Annotated in this window: 22 protein-coding genes; 16 read left to right on the forward strand and 6 right to left on the reverse strand. The window is 62.1% G+C overall.

Translation table 11 applies throughout. The features are described 5' to 3' along the window. The first annotated feature begins 281 nt into the window (after positions 1–281). From ABUH87_RS18155 to ABUH87_RS18210, 12 genes are all read left to right on the forward strand, one after another. Positions 282–845 carry a hypothetical protein gene (locus ABUH87_RS18155; protein ID WP_367775535.1) on the forward strand — a complete coding sequence of 188 codons (564 nt, stop codon included), beginning with the start codon at positions 282–284 and terminating at the stop codon, positions 843–845. Then, positions 842–1,285, forward strand: coding sequence for a phage holin family protein (locus ABUH87_RS18160; protein ID WP_367775536.1), 444 nt, complete (start codon positions 842–844; stop codon positions 1,283–1,285). The genes ABUH87_RS18155 and ABUH87_RS18160 overlap by 4 nt, the downstream gene beginning before the upstream one ends. Before the next feature lie 3 nt (positions 1,286–1,288). Beyond that, positions 1,289–2,140, forward strand: coding sequence for a DUF3618 domain-containing protein (locus ABUH87_RS18165; RefSeq protein WP_367775537.1), 852 nt, complete (start codon positions 1,289–1,291; stop codon positions 2,138–2,140). A gap of 202 nt (positions 2,141–2,342) precedes the next feature. After that, positions 2,343–3,425: a putative urea ABC transporter substrate-binding protein gene (locus ABUH87_RS18170; protein ID WP_367775538.1), complete on the forward strand. Its 1,083-nt coding sequence runs from the start codon at positions 2,343–2,345 to the stop codon at positions 3,423–3,425. A gap of 37 nt (positions 3,426–3,462) precedes the next feature. Continuing rightward, a complete protein-coding gene (locus ABUH87_RS18175; RefSeq protein WP_367775539.1) occupies positions 3,463–4,278 on the forward strand; it encodes an ABC transporter permease in 816 nt (271 codons plus the stop codon). Next, a complete protein-coding gene (locus ABUH87_RS18180) occupies positions 4,275–5,072 on the forward strand; it encodes an ATP-binding cassette domain-containing protein (RefSeq protein ID WP_367775540.1) in 798 nt (265 codons plus the stop codon). Before ABUH87_RS18175 ends, ABUH87_RS18180 begins: the two co-directional genes overlap by 4 nt. Then, positions 5,069–5,548, forward strand: coding sequence for a CopG family ribbon-helix-helix protein (locus tag ABUH87_RS18185; protein WP_367775541.1), 480 nt, complete (start codon positions 5,069–5,071; stop codon positions 5,546–5,548). The genes ABUH87_RS18180 and ABUH87_RS18185 overlap by 4 nt, the downstream gene beginning before the upstream one ends. Further along, entirely contained in the window at positions 5,545–6,369 is an 825-nt protein-coding gene (locus ABUH87_RS18190; protein ID WP_367775542.1) for an urea amidolyase associated protein UAAP1, read from the forward strand. Before ABUH87_RS18185 ends, ABUH87_RS18190 begins: the two co-directional genes overlap by 4 nt. Before the next feature lie 16 nt (positions 6,370–6,385). Further along, entirely contained in the window at positions 6,386–7,021 is a 636-nt protein-coding gene (locus ABUH87_RS18195) for an urea amidolyase associated protein UAAP2 (protein WP_367775543.1), read from the forward strand. Beyond that, complete coding sequence (gene uca, locus ABUH87_RS18200) at positions 7,018–10,614, forward strand: urea carboxylase (RefSeq protein ID WP_367775544.1); 3,597 nt, start codon at positions 7,018–7,020, stop codon at positions 10,612–10,614. The genes ABUH87_RS18195 and uca overlap by 4 nt, the downstream gene beginning before the upstream one ends. Beyond that, on the forward strand, positions 10,611–12,380 hold the full coding sequence (gene atzF, locus ABUH87_RS18205) for an allophanate hydrolase (protein ID WP_367775545.1): 1,770 nt from the start codon (positions 10,611–10,613) through the stop codon (positions 12,378–12,380). Before uca ends, atzF begins: the two co-directional genes overlap by 4 nt. A gap of 45 nt (positions 12,381–12,425) precedes the next feature. Continuing rightward, positions 12,426–13,355: a Vgb family protein gene (locus ABUH87_RS18210; RefSeq protein ID WP_367775546.1), complete on the forward strand. Its 930-nt coding sequence runs from the start codon at positions 12,426–12,428 to the stop codon at positions 13,353–13,355. A 40-nt stretch (positions 13,356–13,395) separates the two neighbouring features. On the opposite strand, the gene ABUH87_RS18215 is transcribed toward ABUH87_RS18210, so the two are convergent. The 3 genes from ABUH87_RS18215 to ABUH87_RS18225 form a co-directional block, all read right to left on the reverse strand. Beyond that, the gene (locus ABUH87_RS18215; RefSeq protein ID WP_367775547.1) at positions 13,396–13,734 is read right to left on the reverse strand and encodes a UrcA family protein; all 339 of its coding nucleotides are present in this window, start codon (positions 13,732–13,734) and stop codon (positions 13,396–13,398) included. Positions 13,735–13,848: 114 nt separating this feature from the next. Further along, positions 13,849–14,022, reverse strand: coding sequence for a hypothetical protein (locus ABUH87_RS18220; protein WP_367775548.1), 174 nt, complete (start codon positions 14,020–14,022; stop codon positions 13,849–13,851). Between the two features lie 616 nt (positions 14,023–14,638). Then, positions 14,639–15,577 (reverse strand): LysR family transcriptional regulator, encoded by a 939-nt coding sequence (locus tag ABUH87_RS18225; protein WP_367775549.1) that lies wholly within the window; start codon positions 15,575–15,577, stop codon positions 14,639–14,641. A gap of 301 nt (positions 15,578–15,878) precedes the next feature. Between ABUH87_RS18225 and ABUH87_RS18230 the strand changes: the two genes are divergently transcribed. Then, positions 15,879–16,772 carry a pirin family protein gene (locus tag ABUH87_RS18230; protein ID WP_367775550.1) on the forward strand — a complete coding sequence of 298 codons (894 nt, stop codon included), beginning with the start codon at positions 15,879–15,881 and terminating at the stop codon, positions 16,770–16,772. A gap of 26 nt (positions 16,773–16,798) precedes the next feature. Continuing rightward, positions 16,799–17,650 carry an archaetidylserine decarboxylase gene (gene asd, locus ABUH87_RS18235; protein ID WP_367775551.1) on the forward strand — a complete coding sequence of 284 codons (852 nt, stop codon included), beginning with the start codon at positions 16,799–16,801 and terminating at the stop codon, positions 17,648–17,650. A 70-nt stretch (positions 17,651–17,720) separates the two neighbouring features. On the opposite strand, the gene ABUH87_RS18240 is transcribed toward asd, so the two are convergent. The 3 genes from ABUH87_RS18240 to ABUH87_RS18250 form a co-directional block, all read right to left on the reverse strand. Continuing rightward, on the reverse strand, positions 17,721–18,440 hold the full coding sequence (locus ABUH87_RS18240; RefSeq protein ID WP_367775553.1) for a hypothetical protein: 720 nt from the start codon (positions 18,438–18,440) through the stop codon (positions 17,721–17,723). 9 nt (positions 18,441–18,449) lie between these two features. Then, positions 18,450–19,436 carry a sterol desaturase family protein gene (locus ABUH87_RS18245; protein ID WP_367775554.1) on the reverse strand — a complete coding sequence of 329 codons (987 nt, stop codon included), beginning with the start codon at positions 19,434–19,436 and terminating at the stop codon, positions 18,450–18,452. Positions 19,437–19,617: 181 nt separating this feature from the next. Then, positions 19,618–20,070: a tRNA (cytidine(34)-2'-O)-methyltransferase gene (locus ABUH87_RS18250; RefSeq protein WP_367775555.1), complete on the reverse strand. Its 453-nt coding sequence runs from the start codon at positions 20,068–20,070 to the stop codon at positions 19,618–19,620. A gap of 215 nt (positions 20,071–20,285) precedes the next feature. Between ABUH87_RS18250 and ABUH87_RS18255 the strand changes: the two genes are divergently transcribed. Both ABUH87_RS18255 and ABUH87_RS18260 read left to right on the forward strand, forming a co-directional pair. Further along, positions 20,286–20,708: a DUF2231 domain-containing protein gene (locus ABUH87_RS18255; RefSeq protein ID WP_367775556.1), complete on the forward strand. Its 423-nt coding sequence runs from the start codon at positions 20,286–20,288 to the stop codon at positions 20,706–20,708. Next, positions 20,705–22,057 (forward strand): PQQ-dependent sugar dehydrogenase, encoded by a 1,353-nt coding sequence (locus ABUH87_RS18260; RefSeq protein ID WP_367775557.1) that lies wholly within the window; start codon positions 20,705–20,707, stop codon positions 22,055–22,057. The genes ABUH87_RS18255 and ABUH87_RS18260 overlap by 4 nt, the downstream gene beginning before the upstream one ends. Positions 22,058–22,093 lie beyond the last annotated feature (36 nt).

A 22,093-nucleotide genomic window follows, 5' to 3' on the forward strand; every position in this document is an offset into this window, starting at 1 on the left:
ATCTTCCGTCTGCGCCTCGCCATGTGCGTTGGGCGTGTCCGCAGTTCCACCATCATGTAGATTGTAGATGTAACGCCAGAAGTTAATTCACAGGCTATACTCAGCATCGATAAATCCCACCCACGAAAATATACTGGCGGCGCGCTTCTACCTTCAAGCAGATCCACCGGACAAATCTTCCATCCCGTTCGCCCTGACTGAACCTCGTCTCGTCTTACAGCCGGAACAAGCCGACGATCCTTGGCTTTGGTCAGTGTAAGCACTCGAGAAAGGAAATGTCCGTGGAAAATCATCAGGAAGGGAGCGGGATAAAGGATGAGCTCAGAGAAGACACCGGCAGAGTAAAACATGCCGCGAGCGAGCGACTGCAATCCGAGGCCGATACTCGAAAGGGTCAGGTCGCCGGACAGGCGCACGCCGTGTCTTCCGCGCTCAACAACGCCGCTCGTGAGATGGGCTCCGACACGCCTGGCTGGGTCAAGTCAGCGCTCGAGCAAGGCGCCCGCTCCATCGACCAGTTGGCGCAGGCAGTGGAAGGGAAAGACTCCAGCCAGTTGGCCGGGGATGTTCAACAGTTTGCGAGGCAGCGCCCGGGTAGCTTCCTCGCCGGATGCGCCCTTCTCGGCTTCGCGGCATCGCGCGTGTTCAAAGCCGGTGGCGCGCATCAATCGCAAACCACGCGGGGTACTACGCCGGCGTCGCACGAGAACGATCCGCTGTACGAGCCCTACGCCCTTGGGACTGCGGCTGAGTCTCGCCCGATGATGGACTTCGGCAATGCCAATGCGGGCTCCGCGCCTGTCGCAACGCAGAGCACGGGGCATACATCAGGGAGGCTGCTGTGAACGCCGATACGCAACATGGAGGCGGAACCACCCACACGACCGGGGCTTCCGGACAGGACAACCTCGTTGATCTCGTCCGCCAGCTGACCCGCCAGGGGTCGCATCTGGCCGAACAGCAGCTTCATCTGCTGCAGGCGGAGGTGCGTGAATCAACCAACGAGCTGAAAGTCGCTGTCGGAGCCATGCTGGGAGCCGCAGTGGTGGGGGTCGCAGGATTGGGCGTGCTCCTGATGGCGTTCTCTTACCTGCTGGGCGATGCCATCGAGAACCTCGGCCTTGCGACGCTGATCGTGGGCGTCGTCACGCTCGTCGTGGCTCTCATCCTCTACAGCAGCGCACGCAAGAAGATGGATACCGCCCATCTCTCCCCCGATCGCAGCCGCCGCACGCTGGAACGCACGCCTGACGCTGCACGCGGCGACCTCACTCACGGAGCTTAAACCATGAACGACCAGAACAATCAGGATCCGGCCGCCATTGAGCGGGACATTCGGAACACTCAGGACGAGATGAGCCGCACCGTCGATGCGATCGGCGATCAACTCACTCCACGCAATCTCCTCAACGCTTTGCTGGACAAGGCCGAGAGCAATGACGTCGATGCGCGCATGCTGCTTGACGGTGCCAGGCGCAACCCGCTGGCGCTCGCCATGCTCGCAGGCGGCGCAATCTGGCTGGTCAGCGACAGCGACGCGAAGCTGCCCAAGCGGGAGCGACACAAACACGGCCTTGATGGCCACAATGAGGTGGATCCTCACCATCGCGACTACATCGCTCACATGGAGCGGGTGGAGATGCGCGAGGGAGAGGATTTTGCTAGCTACCAGCGCCGACGCGACGCTGCACGCGCGAACTATTTCATGGTTGAGCGTTCGCACGACGATGACGATCACAGCTTCCGGCAGAAGCTGGATCACGCAGCCGAATCCTTCCGGAGCCGGCGGCGTGCCTGGGCAGACAGCGGTCGTGACACCGGGAAGGCCGTTGCAGGTCGCGGCCGCGCGGCAGTCGGAAGGAGTCAGGACCTGTACGACAGCAACCCGCTGATTGGCGGACTGGTGGCTGCAGCGGCCGGGGCGTTCCTCGGCAGCCTTCTTCCCGAGAGCGAAGCCGAAGACCGTGCACTTGGCAACATCGGCGACAAGGCGCGGACCATGGCTTCAGAGCAGGCGGATCAGGCGATGAGCGCCGCTCGTGAGAAGAAGGACCAGTTCGTGGACACAGCCGAGCAGCGGGTGTCTCCGAAGGCCGATCAGGCACAAGGCACTACAACGCGGTCGCAGACAATGGTCTGAGCGCACGGTGCGCTCACTGCATGCCGAACGCCATCATCCTTTGAAAGGATGGTGGCGTTCCTTGCACGATGGGCCATAACCCCGCGTGTAGCGCCGAACTCCTCTAATGACCACACGATATTACAAAATTTGAATATCGTAATATTCGCGCTGGACAACCGCCCCCGCTGCATTGATGCTGCAGTGCGAAAGGGGACGAATCATGGTCATCGCGGTAACCAGGGCAGGCAAGGTCGCGCTACTGGCGGGAGCACTCTTCCTGGCGTCCTGTTCCGGAGCGCCGGACGGCCCGGCGGAGCCGCGCACCGAATTCAACATTGGCTGGTCCATCTACGCCGGATGGATGCCCTGGCCATATGCCCAGCAAGCCGGGATCGTGAAGAAGTGGGCCGACAAGTACGGCATCAAGATCAACGTCGTCCAGGTGAACGACTATGTTGAATCGGTAAACCAGTACACTGCGGGCAAGTTCGATGGCGTTACTGTCACGAACATGGACGCGCTGACGATACCGGCTGCAGGCGGCAAGGACACAAGCGCGATCATCCTGGGCGATTACTCCAACGGGAATGACGGCGTCGTGATGAAGGGCCCGGGAAGCGTCAGCGACCTCAAAGGCAAGCAAGTCAACCTCGTCGAACTCTCCGTTTCGCACTACCTGCTGGCGCGGGCCATGGGTTCCGCCGGACTTGCTCCCACTGACGTTCGCACCATCAACACCTCGGATGCGGATATCGTCGGCGCATTCACAAGCCCCGATGTCGCTGCCGCGGTCGCGTGGAACCCCCAGCTTTCCGTGATGAAATCACAGCCAGGCGCCAATCTGGTTTTCAGCTCCGCTCAGATCCCGGGCGAGATCCTGGACCTTCTCGTGGTCGATACAGCCACTCTCAAGGCTAACCCCAACCTGGGCAAGGCGCTTGCCGGGATCTGGTACGAAACGATCGCTCTCATGCAGCGGCAGGACGAGACCGGTGAGGCTGCACGGGCTGCGATGGCCAAGCTGGCCGGCACCACACAAGAGACGTTCGAAAGCCAGCTGAAGACCACGTACCTCTACTCCGAGCCGCAGGCTGCAGTGGAAGCCGTATCCTCACCCACGCTGATGACGAATATGAAGCGTGTGCGTGACTTCAGCTTCTCCAAGGGGCTGTTTAAGGGAACCTCCTCCGCTGACGCGATTGGTATGGCGTTCCCCGGCGGAAAGACACTTGGCGATCCTCAGCGTGTGACGCTTCGCTTCGACGAGAGCTTCATGCGGCTGGCTGCGGACGGGAAACTCTGAACCTCGGTTCGGGCTTCGTGAAGGTAAAGACACAATCATGCGCTGGGTGAACCGTCAGCCTCGAAAGGGCGAGCGTCTACTGCTGGGCTCGCTTCCCATACTCGCTTTGCTGCTGCTGTATCTGATCCTGGCCGCGCAGCGCCATGCAGCCAACCCGATGGACAAGGTCCTGCCGCTGCCTGCAACGATGGTTGCCAGCCTCAAGACCCTGATCTTCGAACCTGACCCGCTGACAGGCCAGTTCGTCTTCCTGGCTGATACACTGGCCAGTCTTCAAACGCTGGGGCTAGGCCTTGCTATTTCCACGCTCACAGCGCTTCTGCTCGGGCTGGTGCTCGGCACCCTGCCACCGATGCGGGCAACGTTCGGTCCGCTGGTGACCGGCATAGCCGTCATCCCCCCCATTGCGCTGCTACCAATCCTGTTCATCGCACTTGGTCTGGGGGAAACGGCGAAGGTCGCTTTGATCGCCATCGGCATCTCACCCGTGATGGTCCGCGATATCGCAGCACATGTTGCGGCGCTTCCCCGCGAACAGATCATCAAGGCGCAGACCTTGGGCGCAAGCAGTTGGCAGGTGATGATCCGCGTCGCGCTGCCGCAAGCGATGCCGCGCCTTCTGCAGGCGGTTCGCCTGTCACTTGGCCCGGCCTGGGTCTTCCTCATCTCAGCCGAGGCAATCGCTGCCGACGTCGGCCTTGGCTACCGCATCTTCCTGGTCCGCCGCTATCTCTCGATGGACATCATCATCCCTTACGTCGCCTGGATCGCACTGCTGGCGATCATGATGGACGTGTTGCTCACGTTCCTGAGCCGACGCTGTTTCCCCTGGGCACACGGAGGCGGACATTGAGCACACTCCTTAGTCTTCGCGACGTCTGGGTCGAGTACGGCGACAAAGTCGTTCTCGAACGGGTCAGTCTGGATGTGGATGCCGGATCGTTCGTGTCCATCGTGGGGCCGTCCGGCGCCGGCAAAAGCAGCTTCCTGCGCGTCATTCTCGGGCAGGAGGCACCATCGCGTGGCTCCATCCTTCTCGACGGCACGCCCTTGCCTCCCGAATGCGGGCCCGACCGTGGCGTGGTGTTCCAGCGCTATTCGGTGTTCCCGCACCTGTCCGCGCTTAAGAACACAGTGCTGGGCCTTGAGTGCGCGCAGGCGCCCTTCTCCGCGCGGCTTTTCGGTTCGGCTCGCCGGGCTGCAACCGAAGAGGCGGCCGCAATGCTGGCAGCGGTTGGCCTGGGTGACAGCCTTCACCTTTATCCTGCGCAGATGTCCGGTGGCATGCAGCAGCGGCTTGCGATCGCTCAGGCGCTCATCAAGCGCCCGCGCATTCTCCTCCTCGATGAGCCTTTCGGAGCGCTGGATCCCGGCATCCGATCCGACATGCATGCTCTCATCACGCAACTGTGGCGGGACTATTCCCTCACCATCATCATGGTGACCCATGACATCCGCGAGGCGTTCTCCCTGGGAACACGGGTCCTGGCTTTCGACAAGCGCCGTCACGATCCGCACGCGCCACACCGTTTCGGCGCCACCGCAGTCTACGATCTGCATCTCAACAAGCCTGCCGACGAAAGCGCTGCAAATCCCGCCAGTATTACGCTTGACAACAATCGTAATAACAATGAGGATGAATCATGAGTTCCGAAAACACCAGTCTGGCCCGGCTTAGCATGAGCCTTCCTGCCGACCTGTTCCGGCAACTCGACATGATGGTTGAAGAGCGGGGACTGCCATCCAGGTCCCAGCTCATCGCTGAACTTATCCGCCACGCCTTGGCTGAGCATGAAGCCTTCATCCGCCCGGATGAGATGCTCGCCGGGACGATCACCCTGGTCTACCGAGCTGACCGCGGCCGGGTTCGGCATCAGCTTGCCGAAACCCAGGGGGACTACCTGAAGGAAGTCATTTCCGCTCAGCACGTGTTCCTCGAAGAGGATCAGTCGCTCGAGGTTCTGCTCGTCCAGGGCCCCGCCGTTCGGCTGAAGGAGCTTTGTGACGCCCTGCGCCGAGTGCGCGGCGTGCAGCAGCTTCAGCTCGTGACCACCACAGCCCTTCTTCCGCCCCTTCACGAACAGGATGGGATGGGCGGCAAACCCTCGGGAGTTGCTGAATGAATCAGACTTTGGCGAACCCTTCGGCAGCTCGCGATCACGCCCGCGCGATGGCCGGCACGGTAGTCGAGGCAATGCCTACCGTTCCCCCGATGGCCGACGATCTGCCCGCGCAGGTCGCCTCTCACGACCTCCTCTGGGAGGAAACCCTCGGCGCGGGTGGATATGCCACTCGCCGTCTGCCTCGAGGCTCCCGGCTGCGGCTTGTCGACCTCGAAGGGGACGCCTGCGCGTCGCTTCTGATCTTCAACGCCGACATGCCAAGCGAACGGCTGAACGTGGCGGATACGGTCAAAGTACAGTGGAACGCGTATCTGGGCGAAGGCAAGCTTCTGCTTTCCGACATGGGCCGCGTGTTGATGACCATGCTGGAGGATCAAGCGGGGACGCATGACACATTCTGCGGCACGTCAAACGCAGCGACCAACGCCGCGAAGTATGGAGAAGGCCGCAACAGCGGCGTTTATCCGAACGGACGCGACCGTTTCCTGCTCGGCGTGGCGAAGCACGGCCTGCAGCGGCGTGACGTCCACCCTTGCGTCAACCTGTTCAAAGGCACCCGGATCGAGGAGGACGGCGCTATCACGCCACTCATTGGCCCGTTCGAACCATCCCGCCAGATTGTCTTACGGGCCGAGATGAACGTGATCCTCGTCATCGCCAACTGCCCCCACGTGCTGGACCCGCGGCCAGAGTACGCAGTGACGCCGCTACGCCTCACCTCCTGGCGCGCCCCCGTGACGTCGCAGGATGACCCTGCCCGCAATGCGACACCCGAGGGTCTGCGAGCTTTCGAGAACACTGAAGACTATTTCCGCCGCTAAGGAAGGAACAGGCAGCATGAGCGCCGATCCCCATCTCTACGGACTTCCGAGCACCGTGCTTCACGACGAGGTCGTGCCCGCACGCGCACCATGGCTTCATCACGTCGCCGCCGGGCAGACGCTGCGCATCGTTGACCTGGAGGGCAACCAGGCAGTCGACTTCCTGCTCTACTCCAGCGACGACGACAGCGAGCGCTACAGCGCCCAGGATACCGTCGCCGGACAAGGCAATCTGTTCCTGCGCGGGGGTACGGTCCTGCGCTCCAACGAAGGGCGCCCGATGATGACCATCACGGCGAGCGCCATTCCTTACCACGACACGATAGGCGGTGCCTGCTCGTGTGAATCGAACACGCTGCGCTACGGCCACCACACCAAGGCCCAGCACGCCTGTGTCGAGAACTTCCTGGAAGCCAATCTTCTGGAAGGCCGGGGCAAGCGGGACATCGTTTCGAACATAAACTTCTTCATGAACGTACCGGTCGAGCCGGACGGGTCGCTGGGCATCGTCGACGGGCTTTCCGCGCCGGGCCTAACTGTGGATCTGCGGGCGGAAATGGATGTGACCGTGGTCGTGTCCAACTGCCCGCAGATCAACAATCCCTGCAACGCGTTCAACCCCACCCCTGTCCGCATGATCGTCGCCGCATGAGCTTCGATACGGTCCTGATCGCCAACCGCGGGGCGATCGCCACCCGCATCATCCGCACGCTGCGCCGCATGGGCCTGCGCTCGGTTGCCGTTTACTCCGAAGCCGATGCCGGTTCGCTCCACGTCTCGCAGGCTGACGAGGCGGTGTGCATCGGCACCGCTCCCGCAACGGAGAGCTATCTCAACGGCGCTGCCATACTGCAGGCCGCAAAGGCAACCGGAGCCGGCGCAATCCATCCGGGATACGGCTTTCTCGCGGAGAACGCTGAGTTCGCAGAAGCGTGCGCAGCTGCCGGGATCGCGTTTATCGGCCCAACGCCTGAGAACATCCGCACCTTCGGCCTGAAGCACAGCGCCCGCGCGCTCGCCGCCAGCCACAATGTACCGCTTGCGCCGGGCACCAATCTCCTCACCGATGAGGAAGAGGCTGTTAAGGCAGCGCGGCAAATCGGCTTCCCGATTATCCTCAAGGCCACGGCCGGCGGCGGCGGCATCGGCATGCGCGTCTGCGAGGACGAGAGCACCACCCGCGCGAGCTTTGCGGCAGTCGCGAGACTTGGCGAAGGCAACTTCGGCGACGCCGGCGTCTTCCTGGAGCGGTATGTCGGTCGGGCACGGCACGTCGAGGTGCAGATCTTCGGCGACGGCCAAGGCCGTGTCATGGCTTTGGGTGAACGCGACTGCTCATTGCAGCGCCGCAACCAGAAAGTCGTCGAGGAAGCACCCGCCCCCCTGCTTCCGGAAGAGGTGCGTCGTGAACTGATCGCCTCCGCCATCCGCTTGGGCGAGGCGGCGCGCTACCGCTCAGCGGGCACCGTTGAGTTCCTCTACGATGCAGACCGTCGCGAGTTCTTCTTCCTTGAGATGAACACGCGGCTGCAGGTCGAACACGGCGTGACCGAAGAGGTCACCGGAGTCGACCTCGTTGAATGGATGATCCGCGGTGCAGCAGGCGACTTTGCCTTCCTCGACCGTGAGCCGCCCAAGCTCCAGGGCCATTCCGTTCAGGTTCGCCTCTATGCCGAAGACCCGGCACTGGATTACCGCCCCACTTCGGGCTCGCTGACCTCGGTTCAGTTCCCGGACGATGTGCGCGCGGAAACGTGGGTCATGGCGGGTAGCACCGTCAGCGCCTGGTACGATCCGATGCTGGCCAAGCTGATCGTCCACGCGCCGACGCGTGAGGAAGCCGTCAGTGCCATGCAAGCCGCGCTGGACGCCAGCCGATTAGACGGGATCGAGACAAACTTGCGCTGGCTGCGTGAAGTTGTGCGCACGGACGCATTCGTCAGCGGTGAAGTCTCGACACGTGTACTGGACCGGATTGTCTACCGCCCGCGGAGCATCCGCGTGATCGGCGGCGGCACCGCGACCACAGTACAGGACTGGCCAGGACGCCAGGGCCTCTGGGCAATCGGCGTTCCGCCGTCGGGCCCGATGGACGATCAATCCTTTCGCCTCGGCAACCGCCTGCTCGGCAACGCCGAAGGGACTGCCGGGCTGGAGGTCACTGTCACCGGACCAACGCTGCTGTTCAACGCTCCCGCGCGCATCTGTCTGACTGGGGCTGATTTCGGTGCCACGCTGGACGGGAAAGCCGTTTCGCGCGGTCAGGTCATCGAAGTCGGTGCGGGACAGACGCTGGCACTCGGCCGCGCAACGGGCGGTGGCATGCGCGGCTACATCCTCTTCGCCGGCGGCCTGGACATTGCGCCTTATCTCGACAGTCTTGCCACTTTCGAGCTTGGGCAATTCGGCGGTCACGCTGCGCGGCGTTTGCTGGCCGGCGATACCCTGCACATCGGTTCTGAGGTGGGTGAAGAGGCCCTTCCCGCCATCAGCCTCCCTTCGCTTGGCGAAGAGTGGACTATCCGCGTCCTCTATGGCCCTCACGGCGCGCCGGATTTCTTCACGAGTGAGGATATCGAGACGGTTGTGGGTGCCGAGTGGCAGGTCCACTATAACAGCAACCGCACCGGCGTCCGCCTCGTCGGCCCCAAGCCGCAGTGGGCGCGAACGGACGGCGGGGAGGCAGGACTCCACCCCTCCAACATCCACGACAACCCTTATGCCATCGGCGCCGTAGACTTCACCGGCGACATGCCCATCATCCTGGGCCCGGACGGCCCCTCGCTTGGGGGTTTCGTATGTCCGTTCGTGGTCATCGCGGCAGATCGATGGATGATCGGCCAGTTGAAAGCGGGCGATCGTCTCCGCTTTGCGCCCGTAACGATCGAAGATGGCAGGTTGGCCGATGCGGCACAGCAAGCCTTGCTGGAAGGGGCAAAGCACACCGCACCATTGCCAACGCGTACTATCGCTGACCTGTCTCCGATCCTCGCCGATCTACCTGCGCAGGAGGGACTGCGGCCCCGCACCGTTTACCGCCAGCAGGGCGACCGGAACATCTTGGTCGAGTACGGCCCGATCGTCCTCGACATCGAACTGCGCATCCGGGTGCAGGCGCTGATGCAGGAACTGGAACGGCAAGCGCTTCCCGGCATCATCGACGTTGTGCCCGGCATACGCTCGCTGCAATTGCACTTCGATGGCCGTGCGATGGATCAGGCCGCAGCTCTCGCAGCATTGATCGCGGCAGAAGAGCGATTGGGCGATCTTGCAGATTTCGCGATACCCTCACGCATCGTGCACCTGCCGCTCAGCTGGCGCGATCCGGCCATCACCGAGACTATCGACAAGTACATCAGCGGCGTACGCGACGATGCGCCATGGTGTCCGGACAACATCGAGTTCATTCGCCGCGTCAACGGCTTGCCGGATGCCGATGCCGTGGAAAGCGTCGTGTTCGACGCCAGCTATCTCGTCCTGGGGCTGGGCGATGTCTATCTCGGCGCGCCGGTCGCAACGCCGGTCGATCCCCGGCACCGGCTGGTGACCACCAAGTATAACCCGGCCCGCACCTGGACGCCGCCCAATGTCGTCGGCATCGGCGGAGCCTACATGTGCATCTACGGCATGGAGGGGCCGGGCGGTTACCAGCTGTTCGGGCGGACCATCCAAGTCTGGAACACGCACCGGCAGACCGATGCCTTTGTCGATGGCAAGCCTTGGCTGCTGCGCTTCTTCGACCAGATCCGCTTCTTTCCCGTCAGCGCAGAAGAGCTCACCGAATGGCGACGCGATTTCCCCGCCGGCCGTCGCGCGATCCGTGTCGAGCAGTCCGAGTTCCGGCTCTCCGACTACCGGGCGTTCCTGCGCGACAACGCGGACTCGATCGGCACCTTCGAAGCCCAGCGCAAGGCAGCGTTCGATGCGGAGCGCGCCGAGTGGCAACAGCGCGGCGAGTTTGACCGTGTCGCAGAGGATGAGGCCGACACCACGGATTCTGCCGCGATCGAAGTGCCGGAAGGTGCCGACCTGATCGAAGTGCCCTTCGGCGGCAGCGTATGGAAACTGCTCGTCTCGGTCGGAGATGAGGTGAAAGCCGGCGACACAATCGCGGTCATGGAGGCGATGAAGATGGAATTCCCGGTCGAAAGTCCCGGAACCGGTACCATTGCGGCGCTCTATATGCAGGAGCGTCAGTCCCTGCAGCCTGGCGCGGCGATGCTGGCTCTGAGGCGGCACGCATGATCCCCCTGAACCGGCGCAGCGCCGCAAGGATCGCCGCGGACGTCAATGATGGCCGCGCCACTGCCTTGGCCGTGGCGGAAGAGACAATCGCCCGTATAGAGGCCTACGATACGATCCAGCCGCAGATCTGGATCAATCGCTTTGCACCCGACCAGATCCTCGCAGCAGCACGCGCCGTTGACGCGCGTATCGCGGCCGGCGAAGCGCTCCCTCTCGCCGGCGTTCCCTTTGCAGTGAAGGACAACATCGACGTCGCCGGCCTTGATACGACCGCGGCCTGCCCCGCCTTCGCTTACCGCCCGGAAGCGTCGGCCACCGTGGTCGACCAGCTTGCCCAAGCCGGCGCGATCTGTATCGGCAAGACCAACCTTGACCAGTTCGCTACCGGCCTGAACGGCTCGCGCAGCCCGTACGGTGTCCCCCGGAATGCCTATAACCTCGCTTACCTCAGCGGCGGTTCCAGCGCGGGGTCTTCCGTCGCCGTGGCAGCGGGGCTCGTGCCGCTCGCCCTTGGCACCGACACAGCGGGATCGGGACGGGTCCCGGCGGCCTTTCAGCACCTTGTCGGCTTCAAACCGAGCAAGGGCCGCTGGAGCACGCGCGGTCTCGTCCCCGCTTGCCGCACGCTGGACTGCATTACTGTGTTCACCGATGACACCGCCGACGCGCGGCTGGTGGACGAAGTCCTTGCCCACTTCGACGCACAGGACCCCTTCTCGAAACCGCTCGCGGACCGGCCCGTGGCGCGCAAGACTATCGGGGTACCGCGGCGCAGCCAGCGGGTGTTCTTTGGCGATACCGAGGCTGAATACTTCTACGATCGCGCGCTCGAAACACTCGCGCGCTCGGCTGAGATCGTGGAGGTCGACCTGCCACCGCTGTTGGAAGCCGCACAGCTTCTTTACGGCGGACCGTGGGTGGCAGAGCGCACTGCAGCAATGGCCAAGATGCTGGCCGAGAACCCCGATGCCGTCGACCCGACGGTGCGTGAGGTGGTGGAACAAGGCCTCGACTACACCGCAGTGGATGTGTTCAACGGCATGTACCGGATGGCCGAGCTCAAGCGCCATGCCGATGAGATGTGGCAAGGCGTGGACCTGCTCGCCTTCCCGACGACCGGAACGACTTACCGCGTCGCGGAGATGCTCGCCGCGCCTGTGGCGCTGAACAGCAATCTGGGCCTCTACACCAACTTCGTGAACCTGCTCGACATGGCCGCCGTTGCGGTTCCCGCAGGCACCCGCGGCAATGGCACGGGCTTCGGGATAACCCTTATCGGCCCCGCCGACACCGATCGCGCCCTGCTCGACACAGCGGACGCCTATCTCACGGCGGCGGACCTGCCGCTCCCACCCCCGCTCGATCTGGAGGGCAGAATGCAGACCGTGAAACTCGCCGTGGTTGGCGCGCACTTGAAGGACATGCCACTGCACTGGCAGCTCACTTCACGCGACGCGAAGTTCGTTGGCGCATTTGAGACTGCGCCCAGCTACCGGCTCTACGCCATGGCGGACAGTGTGCCGCCGAAGCCGGCGCTGGTTCACAGCGATAGCGGCTCGGCAATCGCGGTCGAAGTCTATGAACTGGGCGTAGCCGAGTTCGGCAGCTTCGTAGTGGAAGTGCCCGCACCCCTCGCCATCGGCACGGTGACGCTCTCCGACGGTACCAGCGTCAAGGGCTTCGTCGCCGAACCGCGCGCGATCACGGGGGCGGAAGACATCACCAGCCTGGGAGGCTGGCGCGCATACATGGCGCAAAACGTCTGACGTACATCGACATGGCAGCAATGCGATCAAGGAGTTAAACGGATCATGCGCGCTTTCCGAGCACTCGTCACTTCATTTGCCGCTGGTTGTACCGCCTTGCCTTCTATCGCCCTGGCACAGCAGGAAGAGGTAGTCCCGGTCCCGGGCTTCGCGGATTTTCTGGCCGTCGATGGCAACAGCGTCTGGGTTACGAACCGCGGCCGCGTGGAGCGCTGGTCGCGCGAGGGCAAGCTTGCCGAAGTGCCGATGACCCGCCCCTGCGGCACCATGTCCATCGCCTATGGCGCGCTGTGGGTGGCTGACTGCCAAGAGAAGACACTCAACCGCATCGACATCAAGACTGCAAAGCGCACCCATGTCATCCCCACCGGGATCGGCAGCCCTGATGGCGAGATGAATGTCGTCACAGGCGCGGGCTCGGTTTGGGTGGCAACCGATGCAGAGGGCGCGATTTCGCGTGTCGATCCCGAGACCAACAGTGTCGTTGCGAAGGTCAAGACGAAGCCTCTGGCGGTTTACCTCGCCTTTGGCGAAGGCGCACTATGGGCCGTGAGTGCAAAGGAGCGGACGCTGGAGCGCATCGACCCCAGCACCAACGAAGTGGTAGCAACAGTTCCCGTCGGAAGTCAGCCTGGATTCCTGGCAGCCGGCGAAGGTTCGGTTTGGGTGCAGGAACAAGGAGATGGAACCGTAGCGGCGATCGACCCTGCGACCAATGCCGTGCGAGGTCGTGTGGAGGTAGGAAAGACGCTCAAGTACGGCGACATCGACACCGGCGGCGGCAAAGTCTGGCTGCGCACCACCGAGGACCAGATGTTCGCTGTGATCGATCCCAAGACGCTCACGGTCACGGCCAGATTGGGGAAGCCGTCAGGAAGCGGCGCGCTTCGCTACACTCCTGCCGGAGTGTGGACGAGCGCACACGACCTGCACAGCCTTTCGTGGTGGAGCAACCCGTCAGAACTCGGCAAATGACTGGCTCGGCAGCCTTCTCGCAAGGCTGCCGACCAGAGTGTCAGTTCGCCAATGCGACCTGAGTGCGCGAAGAGGTCGACGCGAGCGCAGACCGAGCTTCAATCTTCGCACGGACGTTGGCGAGTACGGCAGCCCGACATTCACGGGCATTCGCTTCGGCTGCGAGGTGAATGGTCGCGAGGTTTTCCCCGCAGACCGCCCGTGCTGCACGATCCATGCGAACGGCAAGGCGCTGCTGCCCCTGGGGCGTGGTCAAATCAAGGCCCTTCAGCTCAAGAATTGCCTCATCCTTAGCAAAGGGGTTTTCCGTGGCACTTGCAACGCCAACCGGCACTAGTGCGGCAGCGGCGAAAGCCATCAAGCCAAACTTCATCATCATCTCCTGCTCTATCGCTCGAGGGCCACTCTACGGCAGCCGCGATTCGATATAGGGCGAGATGACTAATTTTACAATTGTCCAGAGTAGAAATTACTCAAACGTCAGAAAGTATTACTAGTGATCCGTGACAATCAAAGTGTCCAGCTCCGCCACGTGGCCAAGCAGCCCGATCGGGAGAGTTGCACGGCTGATTGTTGCCTCATCCATATCGAGGTCCACGACTGCGACGTCGACCGTCCTGGCAAAAGGCTCTGACCACTCACGCAAAGTTCCGAGAGGCAGTCGCACCTGCCACGCTCGCCTCCCATCTACGGCCACCGCATGGCCGTTGATGCGAATCGCCGCTTCGGCGCTGTCCCTGTGGCCATGGACAAGCAGGCAACTTTGCGAGCCGCAGGAAACAAGGCGTGTGCCTGGTTCGGAGGCGGCCATGGCTGGAGCCGCGAAGCCGGCGCTCAGCACGGCTAAAAACGCACAAATCCGGTTAAAGGGCGAAGGTCGCAGCATGCTACATCCCTCCTCCTGATTGGGGTGAGATCGACCGCGGCCCACCGAGACGACTTCTCCTTCGGATCCACGCGATGATGACATTCAGACATGCGCCTGACCAACGGAGCCTGGTACAATCCGGCTTCGCGCCCGGCCCAAGAAGATCATCGTTCAGCGTTCCACCGCCGAGGCTCAGCCCCGATTCCTTCTCCGCGCGCGAAGACGCCTGCAAGGATAACTCTAAGCAGTTCAGCGCCAGCACGCCGGGACTGATCGGTCAGAAAGCTGCGAAACCCGAAGTGACCAGTAGCTTTGTTTCTCAACCGCATCCGCACCTCACTTGAGTGATGAGACACTGCAGCAAGGCGCGTTACGCGGGCAGAGGCTATTTTTTGATGCAAGCCATCATTTCAGACTATGGCCTGCGCTGAACCCTGATCCGCCTGATCACCTCGTCGAGAAAGAGTTGCGTGGCCGTGTCCCGCGAAGGCTCGGCACGGGCCAGCAGGAAGATGTGGTAAGACGGCTCCGTATCGGCATAAAGCATGGGCCAAAGCCTGCCTTTGTCGACCTCATCCTGAGCGGAAAGCACGGGCAGGAAACCGACACCCACTCCCTGTACAATCAGACGCCGGGCCTCGTTTATGTCTTCAGCAAGGCCGCTCACCCTGCTGCCAAGACGATAGCGCCGGCGCAGGTGAGTGATCGCCTCAATCTCATCCTCACCGGTGAGCACGAAGCCCTCATCCTTCAACTCGTTGAGCCGGCTCACGCGATATCCGAACAGAGGGTGACTGCGCGCGCAGTAAAGCTGCTGATGTTCAGTGAACAACGGCTCGTACACGAGACTTCCGCGCACCGCGCTGTCGTACCCCACACCGATTTCGACCTCGCCCTGCTCCAGCGCGTCCAGCACCCTGCGCCACGGAGAGACGCGGATCTCGATATGGATGTCAGGATTGCGCCGGTGAAAACTGGCGATAGCTTCATCGAACTCGGCAGAGACTAGCGCAGAGACGATCTGTATGCGGACAATGCCCTCGACGCGCTTCGTCGCCTGCGCAATCTGATGCGGCATCATGCGTGCCGCCTCCAGCATTTCTTCACACAGCGCCATCATCGCCTTGCCGGCCGCAGTCATCTCCACGCCATTGGCCGTGCGGCGCAACAGCGTCGCCCCGACGTGATCCTCCAGCCGTTTGAGTGCAGCGCTAATGCTCGGCTGCTGCTTATTGAGCTGCCGGGCTGCAGCCCCGATGCCTCCGGCGCGGACGATATCCACAAATGTCCGCATCAGGTTCCAATCGACCCTGCTGGCGAACTTCCTGTCAGTCAGCGGCATCCGGTCTGTCATGCGAACCCTTTTCTCAACCACGGGCGCACGCCCGGGCGGCATGCTGCCCGGTCGCATGCCCGTCCACAGTTCATGTCATAGATCATGTCGATGAGAAACACGCGATGAGCACTTCCATGGCTATGACCGCTCAATCTTATCGATCTGCATCGGTGCCGAAGCTGTCGCGAGGTAAGCCATGATCGCTTCGCCTTCTGGCGGGCTTTCGCCGACTGCATGCCTGGCCTAAGAGTGATCATGCCGCACCCAACCGTTCCACCGTCCCATCCTGACGTTGATCGGCCCTTTTAGGAGAATGGTCATGATCGAGATGGTCATCGAGCAGCGTCGTCGCAGCCTTGGCGGAGGCCTGGAGGTTGGGCGCGTGCTGCCTTTCGCGAAGCGGCGCATGGTGGGCCCGTTCGTGTTCTTCGACCACATGGGCCCCTTGGACGTGGCCGCCGGTGTGGACCGAAGCCTTGATGTGCGGCCGCATCCTCACATTGGGCTTTCGACTGTCACCTACTTGTTCTCTGGCGAAATCATGCACCGCGACAGCGTAGGGTCGCATCAGCCGATCCGTTCGCGCGAGGTGAACTGGATGACTGCGGGCAGCGGCATCACACATAGCGAGCGGTTCGAGAAAGCCAGAGCCGAGGGAGATCATCTCCATGGCATACAGGCATGGGTCGCCCTGCCGACCGAGGCCGAAGAAACAGCTCCTTCGTTCTCTCATCATGCTGGCGACGACTTGCCACAGTGGTCCGACTCCGGCGTCCATGGCCAGTTGATCGCAGGTGAGGCTTATGGCCTTCGCGCGGGCGTGCAGACGCACTCGCCGTTGTTCTATGCTCATCTCGACCTGCAAGGCGGTGCAAGCGCCCAGGTGCCACAAGGCCATTCGGAACGCGCCATTTATGTCGCGACCGGAGCGGTCGAGGTCGACGGACGACAGTACCAAGCGGGGCAGATGCTGGTGCTTGGCGCCGATGTCTCGATAATGAGGGCGGAAGCGGCCGCTACAGTTATGGTACTGGGGGGCGAGCCGGTGGGCGAGCGGTACCTGTTCTGGAACTTTGTGTCTTCTTCGCGTGAACGCCTGGAACAGGCTGCAGCGGATTGGAAGGCTGGCCGCATGAAGCTTCCCGACGGCGATAGCGACGAGTTCATCCCCCTGCCCGACACGCCACCTGCGCCGCCGCCGTCGATGAGCTGACGTGCGTTTTCACCTCCGGAGTTGCAATGTCTGATCGCATCAAGGTCCTCGCCCAGTATCTGCTGCCCAAGCGGCGCCTGACCACACTGGCAGGGCGCCTCGCAGCAGCGGAAGGAGGCGTCCTGACGCCCAGACTGATCCGCTGGTTCGCGGCAAAGTACGGCGTAGACATGAGCGAAGCCGTCAACCCGGACCTTGGGAGTTATAGAAGCTTCAACGAGTTCTTCACTCGCCCGCTCAGGCCGGAGGTTCGCCCTTTGGCCGCGGCTGACTTCGTCTGCCCAGTGGACGGGGCGATCAGCCAGTTCGGCGCCATCGACGACCATCATATCCTGCAAGCCAAGGGTCACCGCTTCACCACGACCGAACTGATCGGCGGGGACACGGCGCTGGCAGCGCAGTTTCGGCATGGCAGCTTTGCAAACCTGTATCTTTCCCCACGAGACTATCATCGGCTTCACATGCCTTGCGACGGCAAGCTCACACGCATGATCTACGTGCCCGGCGCCCTGTTCTCGGTGAACCCTGTCACCGCCCGGGGCGTGCCGAACCTGTTTGCGCGTAACGAACGGGTGGTCTGCGTCTTTGAAACGGCAGCGCATGGACCCTTTGTGATGGTACTGGTCGGAGCCACCATAGTCGGCAGCATGGCCACGGTGTGGCACGGTGTCGTCAATCCCAAGCGTTCTGGCCGCGTGTCACAATGGATTTACGCAGACGGAGAGGTCCTGCTGAAGAAGGGCGAGGAGATGGGCAGGTTCCTGCTCGGCTCCACAGTCATCATGCTGTTTCCGAAGGACACGATCAGCTTCAACGAGAGGTGGGCGCCAGAGCGACCCGTCCGCTTGGGTGAGATGATGGGAAACCGGCCAGCCTGACCTTGCGCCTATGCGGCTTCCGCAGCCGTGCAGCGCTGGCCGAGGAGCCGCACAGAGAACTCCTCCCCTCCTATGATCCCGAAAGGCGCCTCCTGAACAATGTCCTGACCAAGCGCGCTTCGAGTACCCGGCCGACGACGTAGAGAAGGGCAAAGAGCCCGGCAAACACATAGGCGGGTGTGGGGGAGTGCTTCCCTGCTCCGCTCTCCGAAGTTTCTGCATCGTCCTTCTTGGGCTTCTCAGGAGCGGGCGCGCCAAGGGCCTTGTCGATCGGATGCAGTTGCAGCTCCACGTCCTTGTTCTTCTCGGATACGTCCGCTTCTTCGGCAGAAGGTCCCTCAAGCTTGCTGACAGCGATTGTGAGCTGCGCAAAGGCGAGGAACAGCAGTGGGGCGAGGAAGCAGAGCAGCAATGCGCGGCTGGTCAGTTGGTACCGAAGCACGAGCCCGCTGGGTGACTTTTCGATCCGCAGCACGCCACCATCAAAGACGGACATCTTGTCCTGCGCGGCCTGATCTTTCTTGCGGAAGATCAGCGTGTCATCAGTGCGTCGATGGCTTGTGCCGCTTTCTCGAAACAGGGGGTCGAGACGCGCGAAGGCTTCGTCGCTCGACTGCCCGGGAGCGAGGGCTAGGCTCCCCTTGATGTGCCAGATCCAGCTGAAAAAACGCGAATTCAAAACATTGCGCTCCGCAGCAGGCACAGCATCGTACAACAGGGCCGTATCGGATTGTTGCTGACGACCCGCGAAGGGTTTGTCGGTGGGTGAAGGGAAAGTCTCGATCGCCATGACAGCCTCCTACTCGGCGGGCACTGCCGTGGAGCCTGGCCGACCAAGCCGCTCCTTCACTGTTCTCCAGCCCTCGGTGAAGGGGAAGGTCATGGTTTCCCGGATCGACATAGGCCGTCCGCCCTCCATGCCAAGCAGTTCAGCCTCCCCATCGACACAGGTGCCAAACATCCGGTCGATGAAGATGTAAGTGCCTGAATAATTGCTGCGAGAGGCTTCGTAATCCTGCGAGTGGTGTACGCTGTGGTGCTCTGTCGTATTGAATACGAACCGCCACCAGCGCGGCGTGTTAAAGCGAACATTGATATGCTGGTAAGTGCTGACAGCCATCCCGATCGCGCCTGCGAGGAGGAAAGCGCGCGGCAGGAAGTCAAAGAAGCCGCCGATGCCCAAGCCGATCAGGAATAGCTCAACCGGATTGCCGACCGCACCTTTATTGATGTTCAACTGCGTGATGTAGTGGTGCGGCGCATGGGTCAGCCACAGCGGGTACCAGTTGTGCATGCCCCGATGCATCCAGTACTGCCCGAAATCGAAGATGAACGAGATCAGGAACGCCTGCAGAAGCAGCGGCAGGCCAGTGAACCATGCCAGCTTATCCAAGTCGAAGGACTGCTGGATCGCTCCGATCAGAGCCTCGTCGCCAATATAGGTATTAAGCATACGCAGCACAGTGTATCCGAGCGAGACGTAGAAGAGATCGGTGACCAGTTCCTTCCAGGTCAGGCGCCAACTGTCATGGCGTGGATTGACCCACTCGAGCGCCAGAAGCAGGATCTTGAAGCCGATGCCGATGCCGATAGCAGTGGAAGCCTTGGCAATCGAATTGGGGGCGTAGTACCAGAAGGCGATCAGCGCAAAAAGGACGGTGGGCTGGAACCAAGTGAAGACGAACTGCTTTACCGGGCCGCCCTCCACCCTGGGGATATTCTCCCAACCGACAGTTACCGGCGCCTGCGCGCCAATCATCCGATTACCTACGCGAACTCCGTCCATACGCCTGCCCTATATTTGCGTGTGGTTTGCGGCTTCAGCATCGGAAAAGTGTACCCATCACGCCAGATGGGTTTGTTGTATATGCCTCATAGATGCGAGCTATGTCCTGGCGGCTACCGCCGCCCCGGAGAGGGAAAGCAGGAGCTTCGCCCTCGTCACGTGCGCCTGTCTGGCGTACGATCTAACCTGGTAACGTATTCGTTTGACGCAGCGCCTCGCCAAGCGCGAGGGCCGTCGCGGTCGCCAAGTTCATAGAGCGCACCTGCGGCCGCATGGGAATACGAACTCGCACGTCGCAAGCTTCGGCAACATGGCCCGGTACGCCCGCACTCTCCCTGCCGAACAGCAGGACGTCATCGGGCCGGAACTGGAATTCGTAAGGCGATTGGCTTGCTTTGGTGGTGAACAGGACCAGCCTTTGCATGCCGATCGTCTGCCTGAAGGCATCGAAGCCGTCATGGCGAGTGACGGAAACATGATCGATGTAGTCCATGGCTGTCCGGCGCACGCGACGATCATCCCACGCAAAGCCCATAGGCTCGATGAGATCGACTGCCGCACCCAGGCAGGCGCCAAGACGCAACACGGCGCCGACGTTTCCAGCAATCTCCGGCTCATAGAGGGCAATGCGCATCGGGGCTGATTGGCGCCGAAGCACGAGGTACGCAAGCCTGCGCTACCGCTGGCGCTTCAACAATCATGCAACAAAGGCATGAGTGCAGCGAGACTTCATTCAGCATCGCTGGCCGGAACGATGCATGCGGACTGGCGTTCCGCCACTAACGCCTCGCCGTTGGAGACCTGCCCTAACCAGTCTCCACTGCTGCACCAGTATAGAGGGAGAGGTCCTTGGCTAACGCAAACGAGCCGAGTTCAGCACGAGCGATCCATCCGCTTCACGCTGTGCTGCTCGCATCCACCATCCCCCTGTATCTGGGCGCGCTTCTCAGCGACTTGGCGTACAACTCCACTTATCATATCCAGTGGAGCAACTTCGCATCGTGGCTCCTGGTCGGAGCCATGCTGTTCACGGGGATGGCACTGGCCTGGACGCTGGTCACGTTGCTACGTCCCCACGCACGACGGCCATTGGTGACATTCGTGTTGCTGCTTGCGCTCTTCGCCTTGGGTCTGCTCAATTCCCTCGTTCACGCGCGTGACGCATGGGGCACGATGCCAGAAGGCCTGATCCTTTCGGTTATCGTGACCATACTCGCGGTTGCAGCAACCTGGTCGGGCTTCTCAACCGCGACGAGGAGAGCGAATACATGAAGCGCCAGCACCACCTTCTGATCGCCGGTGCGTACCTCACGCTGCTCGCGGGCTGCGGTAGCGACCCCGACCCGGTACAGCATGGCCCCAATCCACAGCTTCCCGAGCAGGGTCGGGGCCTGGTTCCCAGCATGGAGATCGCAGAGCCTGCGCCCTGGGGTAATGAGAAGCCGCGCGTACCCGATGGCTATGAGGTCACCGCCATAGCCACAGACCTCGGCATTCCTCGACAGACGCTGGTGCTTCCTAACGGCGACATCCTCATCGCGGAGGGAAGAGGCGGCAAAGCCCCGGCGCTGAGACCAAAGGACATGATCGCGGGTGTCATCAAGGCGAAAGGCACCACATCGGTCGAAAGCGGCAATCGGCTGACACTGCTACGCGACGCGGACGGTGACGGCGTTTACGAAGGCCGGGGGGTTTTTGCCGACGGGTTGAACGCGCCTTATGGCCTCGCCTTCGTCGACAACCACCTGTATGTAGCAAACCAAGACGCCTTGGTCATGTTCCCGTACGAGGACGGGCAGACACGCGCCTCCGCCCCACCAGTCAAGATTACGGACCTGCCGTCCGAGATCAACCATCATTGGACCAAGGCCTTGGCAGCCAGCCCGGATGGACAGTTCCTTTACGTCGGCATTGGTTCCAACAGCAACATAACCGAACGAGGGATGACGGCGGAGGCCAACCGGGCGATGATCTGGGAGGTCGACGCGAAAACCGGCGCTCACCGGCCCTATGCCACTGGCTTGCGCAATCCCACGGCCCTTGCCGTGCAGCCGGACACCGGCACCCTCTGGGCGGTCGTGAACGAACGGGACGAGTTAGGCCCGAACCTCGTGCCGGACTATCTCACTTCAGTGCGGGAAGGCGCCTTCTACGGATGGCCGTACAGCTACTGGGGGCAGAACGTCGACCCGCGCGTGCGTCCACAGGATCCGAAGAAAGTGGTAGCAGCCGTTAAGCCCGACTATGCCCTGGGATCTCACGTTGCAGCCCTTGGCCTTTCATTCTCGGATTCCGCCATGGGCACTCCCTTCGCGAACGGCGCCTTCGTCGGCGAGCACGGAAGCTGGAACCGCAGCGAACCCTCCGGCTACAAAGTCGTGTTCGTGCCTTTTCGCGGCGGTCGACCATCGGGTGATCCGATCGATTTCGTCACGGGCTTTCGGGATGCGGATGGCACCACACGCGGGCGCCCGGTCGGTGTCACCGTCGATCCGCGAGGAGCGCTGATCATCGCCGACGATCTTGCGAACACGATTTGGCGTGTAACTCCGCGTAACCGCGCACCGTCTGCGCGCGCGCCCAGCCCCGGAGTGCCGCAGCCAGAGGCAAAACCCGAATAGCGCCGCATCATACCGAGCCAACTCGAACTCATCCCG

The sequence above is a fragment of the Novosphingobium rhizovicinum genome, assembly GCF_040813635.1.
Classification (GTDB): domain Bacteria; phylum Pseudomonadota; class Alphaproteobacteria; order Sphingomonadales; family Sphingomonadaceae; genus Novosphingobium; species Novosphingobium rhizovicinum.

Excerpts from the sequence above, each read along its gene's own strand:
- ABUH87_RS18165 (WP_367775537.1), top strand. The coding sequence starts at position 1,289 with ATGAACGACCAGAACAATCAGGATCCGGCCGCCATTGAGCGGGACATT.
- ABUH87_RS18170 (WP_367775538.1), top strand. The coding sequence starts at position 2,343 with ATGGTCATCGCGGTAACCAGGGCAGGCAAGGTCGCGCTACTGGCGGGA.
- ABUH87_RS18175 (WP_367775539.1), top strand. The coding sequence starts at position 3,463 with ATGCGCTGGGTGAACCGTCAGCCTCGAAAGGGCGAGCGTCTACTGCTG.
- ABUH87_RS18185 (WP_367775541.1), top strand. The coding sequence starts at position 5,069 with ATGAGTTCCGAAAACACCAGTCTGGCCCGGCTTAGCATGAGCCTTCCT.
- ABUH87_RS18190 (WP_367775542.1), top strand. The coding sequence starts at position 5,545 with ATGAATCAGACTTTGGCGAACCCTTCGGCAGCTCGCGATCACGCCCGC.
- ABUH87_RS18195 (WP_367775543.1), top strand. The coding sequence starts at position 6,386 with ATGAGCGCCGATCCCCATCTCTACGGACTTCCGAGCACCGTGCTTCAC.
- uca (WP_367775544.1), top strand. The coding sequence starts at position 7,018 with ATGAGCTTCGATACGGTCCTGATCGCCAACCGCGGGGCGATCGCCACC.
- atzF (WP_367775545.1), top strand. The coding sequence starts at position 10,611 with ATGATCCCCCTGAACCGGCGCAGCGCCGCAAGGATCGCCGCGGACGTC.
- ABUH87_RS18210 (WP_367775546.1), top strand. The coding sequence starts at position 12,426 with ATGCGCGCTTTCCGAGCACTCGTCACTTCATTTGCCGCTGGTTGTACC.
- ABUH87_RS18215 (WP_367775547.1), bottom strand. The coding sequence starts at position 13,734 with ATGATGATGAAGTTTGGCTTGATGGCTTTCGCCGCTGCCGCACTAGTG.
- ABUH87_RS18225 (WP_367775549.1), bottom strand. The coding sequence starts at position 15,577 with ATGACAGACCGGATGCCGCTGACTGACAGGAAGTTCGCCAGCAGGGTC.
- ABUH87_RS18230 (WP_367775550.1), top strand. The coding sequence starts at position 15,879 with ATGATCGAGATGGTCATCGAGCAGCGTCGTCGCAGCCTTGGCGGAGGC.
- asd (WP_367775551.1), top strand. The coding sequence starts at position 16,799 with ATGTCTGATCGCATCAAGGTCCTCGCCCAGTATCTGCTGCCCAAGCGG.
- ABUH87_RS18240 (WP_367775553.1), bottom strand. The coding sequence starts at position 18,440 with ATGGCGATCGAGACTTTCCCTTCACCCACCGACAAACCCTTCGCGGGT.
- ABUH87_RS18245 (WP_367775554.1), bottom strand. The coding sequence starts at position 19,436 with ATGGACGGAGTTCGCGTAGGTAATCGGATGATTGGCGCGCAGGCGCCG.
- ABUH87_RS18250 (WP_367775555.1), bottom strand. The coding sequence starts at position 20,070 with ATGCGCATTGCCCTCTATGAGCCGGAGATTGCTGGAAACGTCGGCGCC.
- ABUH87_RS18260 (WP_367775557.1), top strand. The coding sequence starts at position 20,705 with ATGAAGCGCCAGCACCACCTTCTGATCGCCGGTGCGTACCTCACGCTG.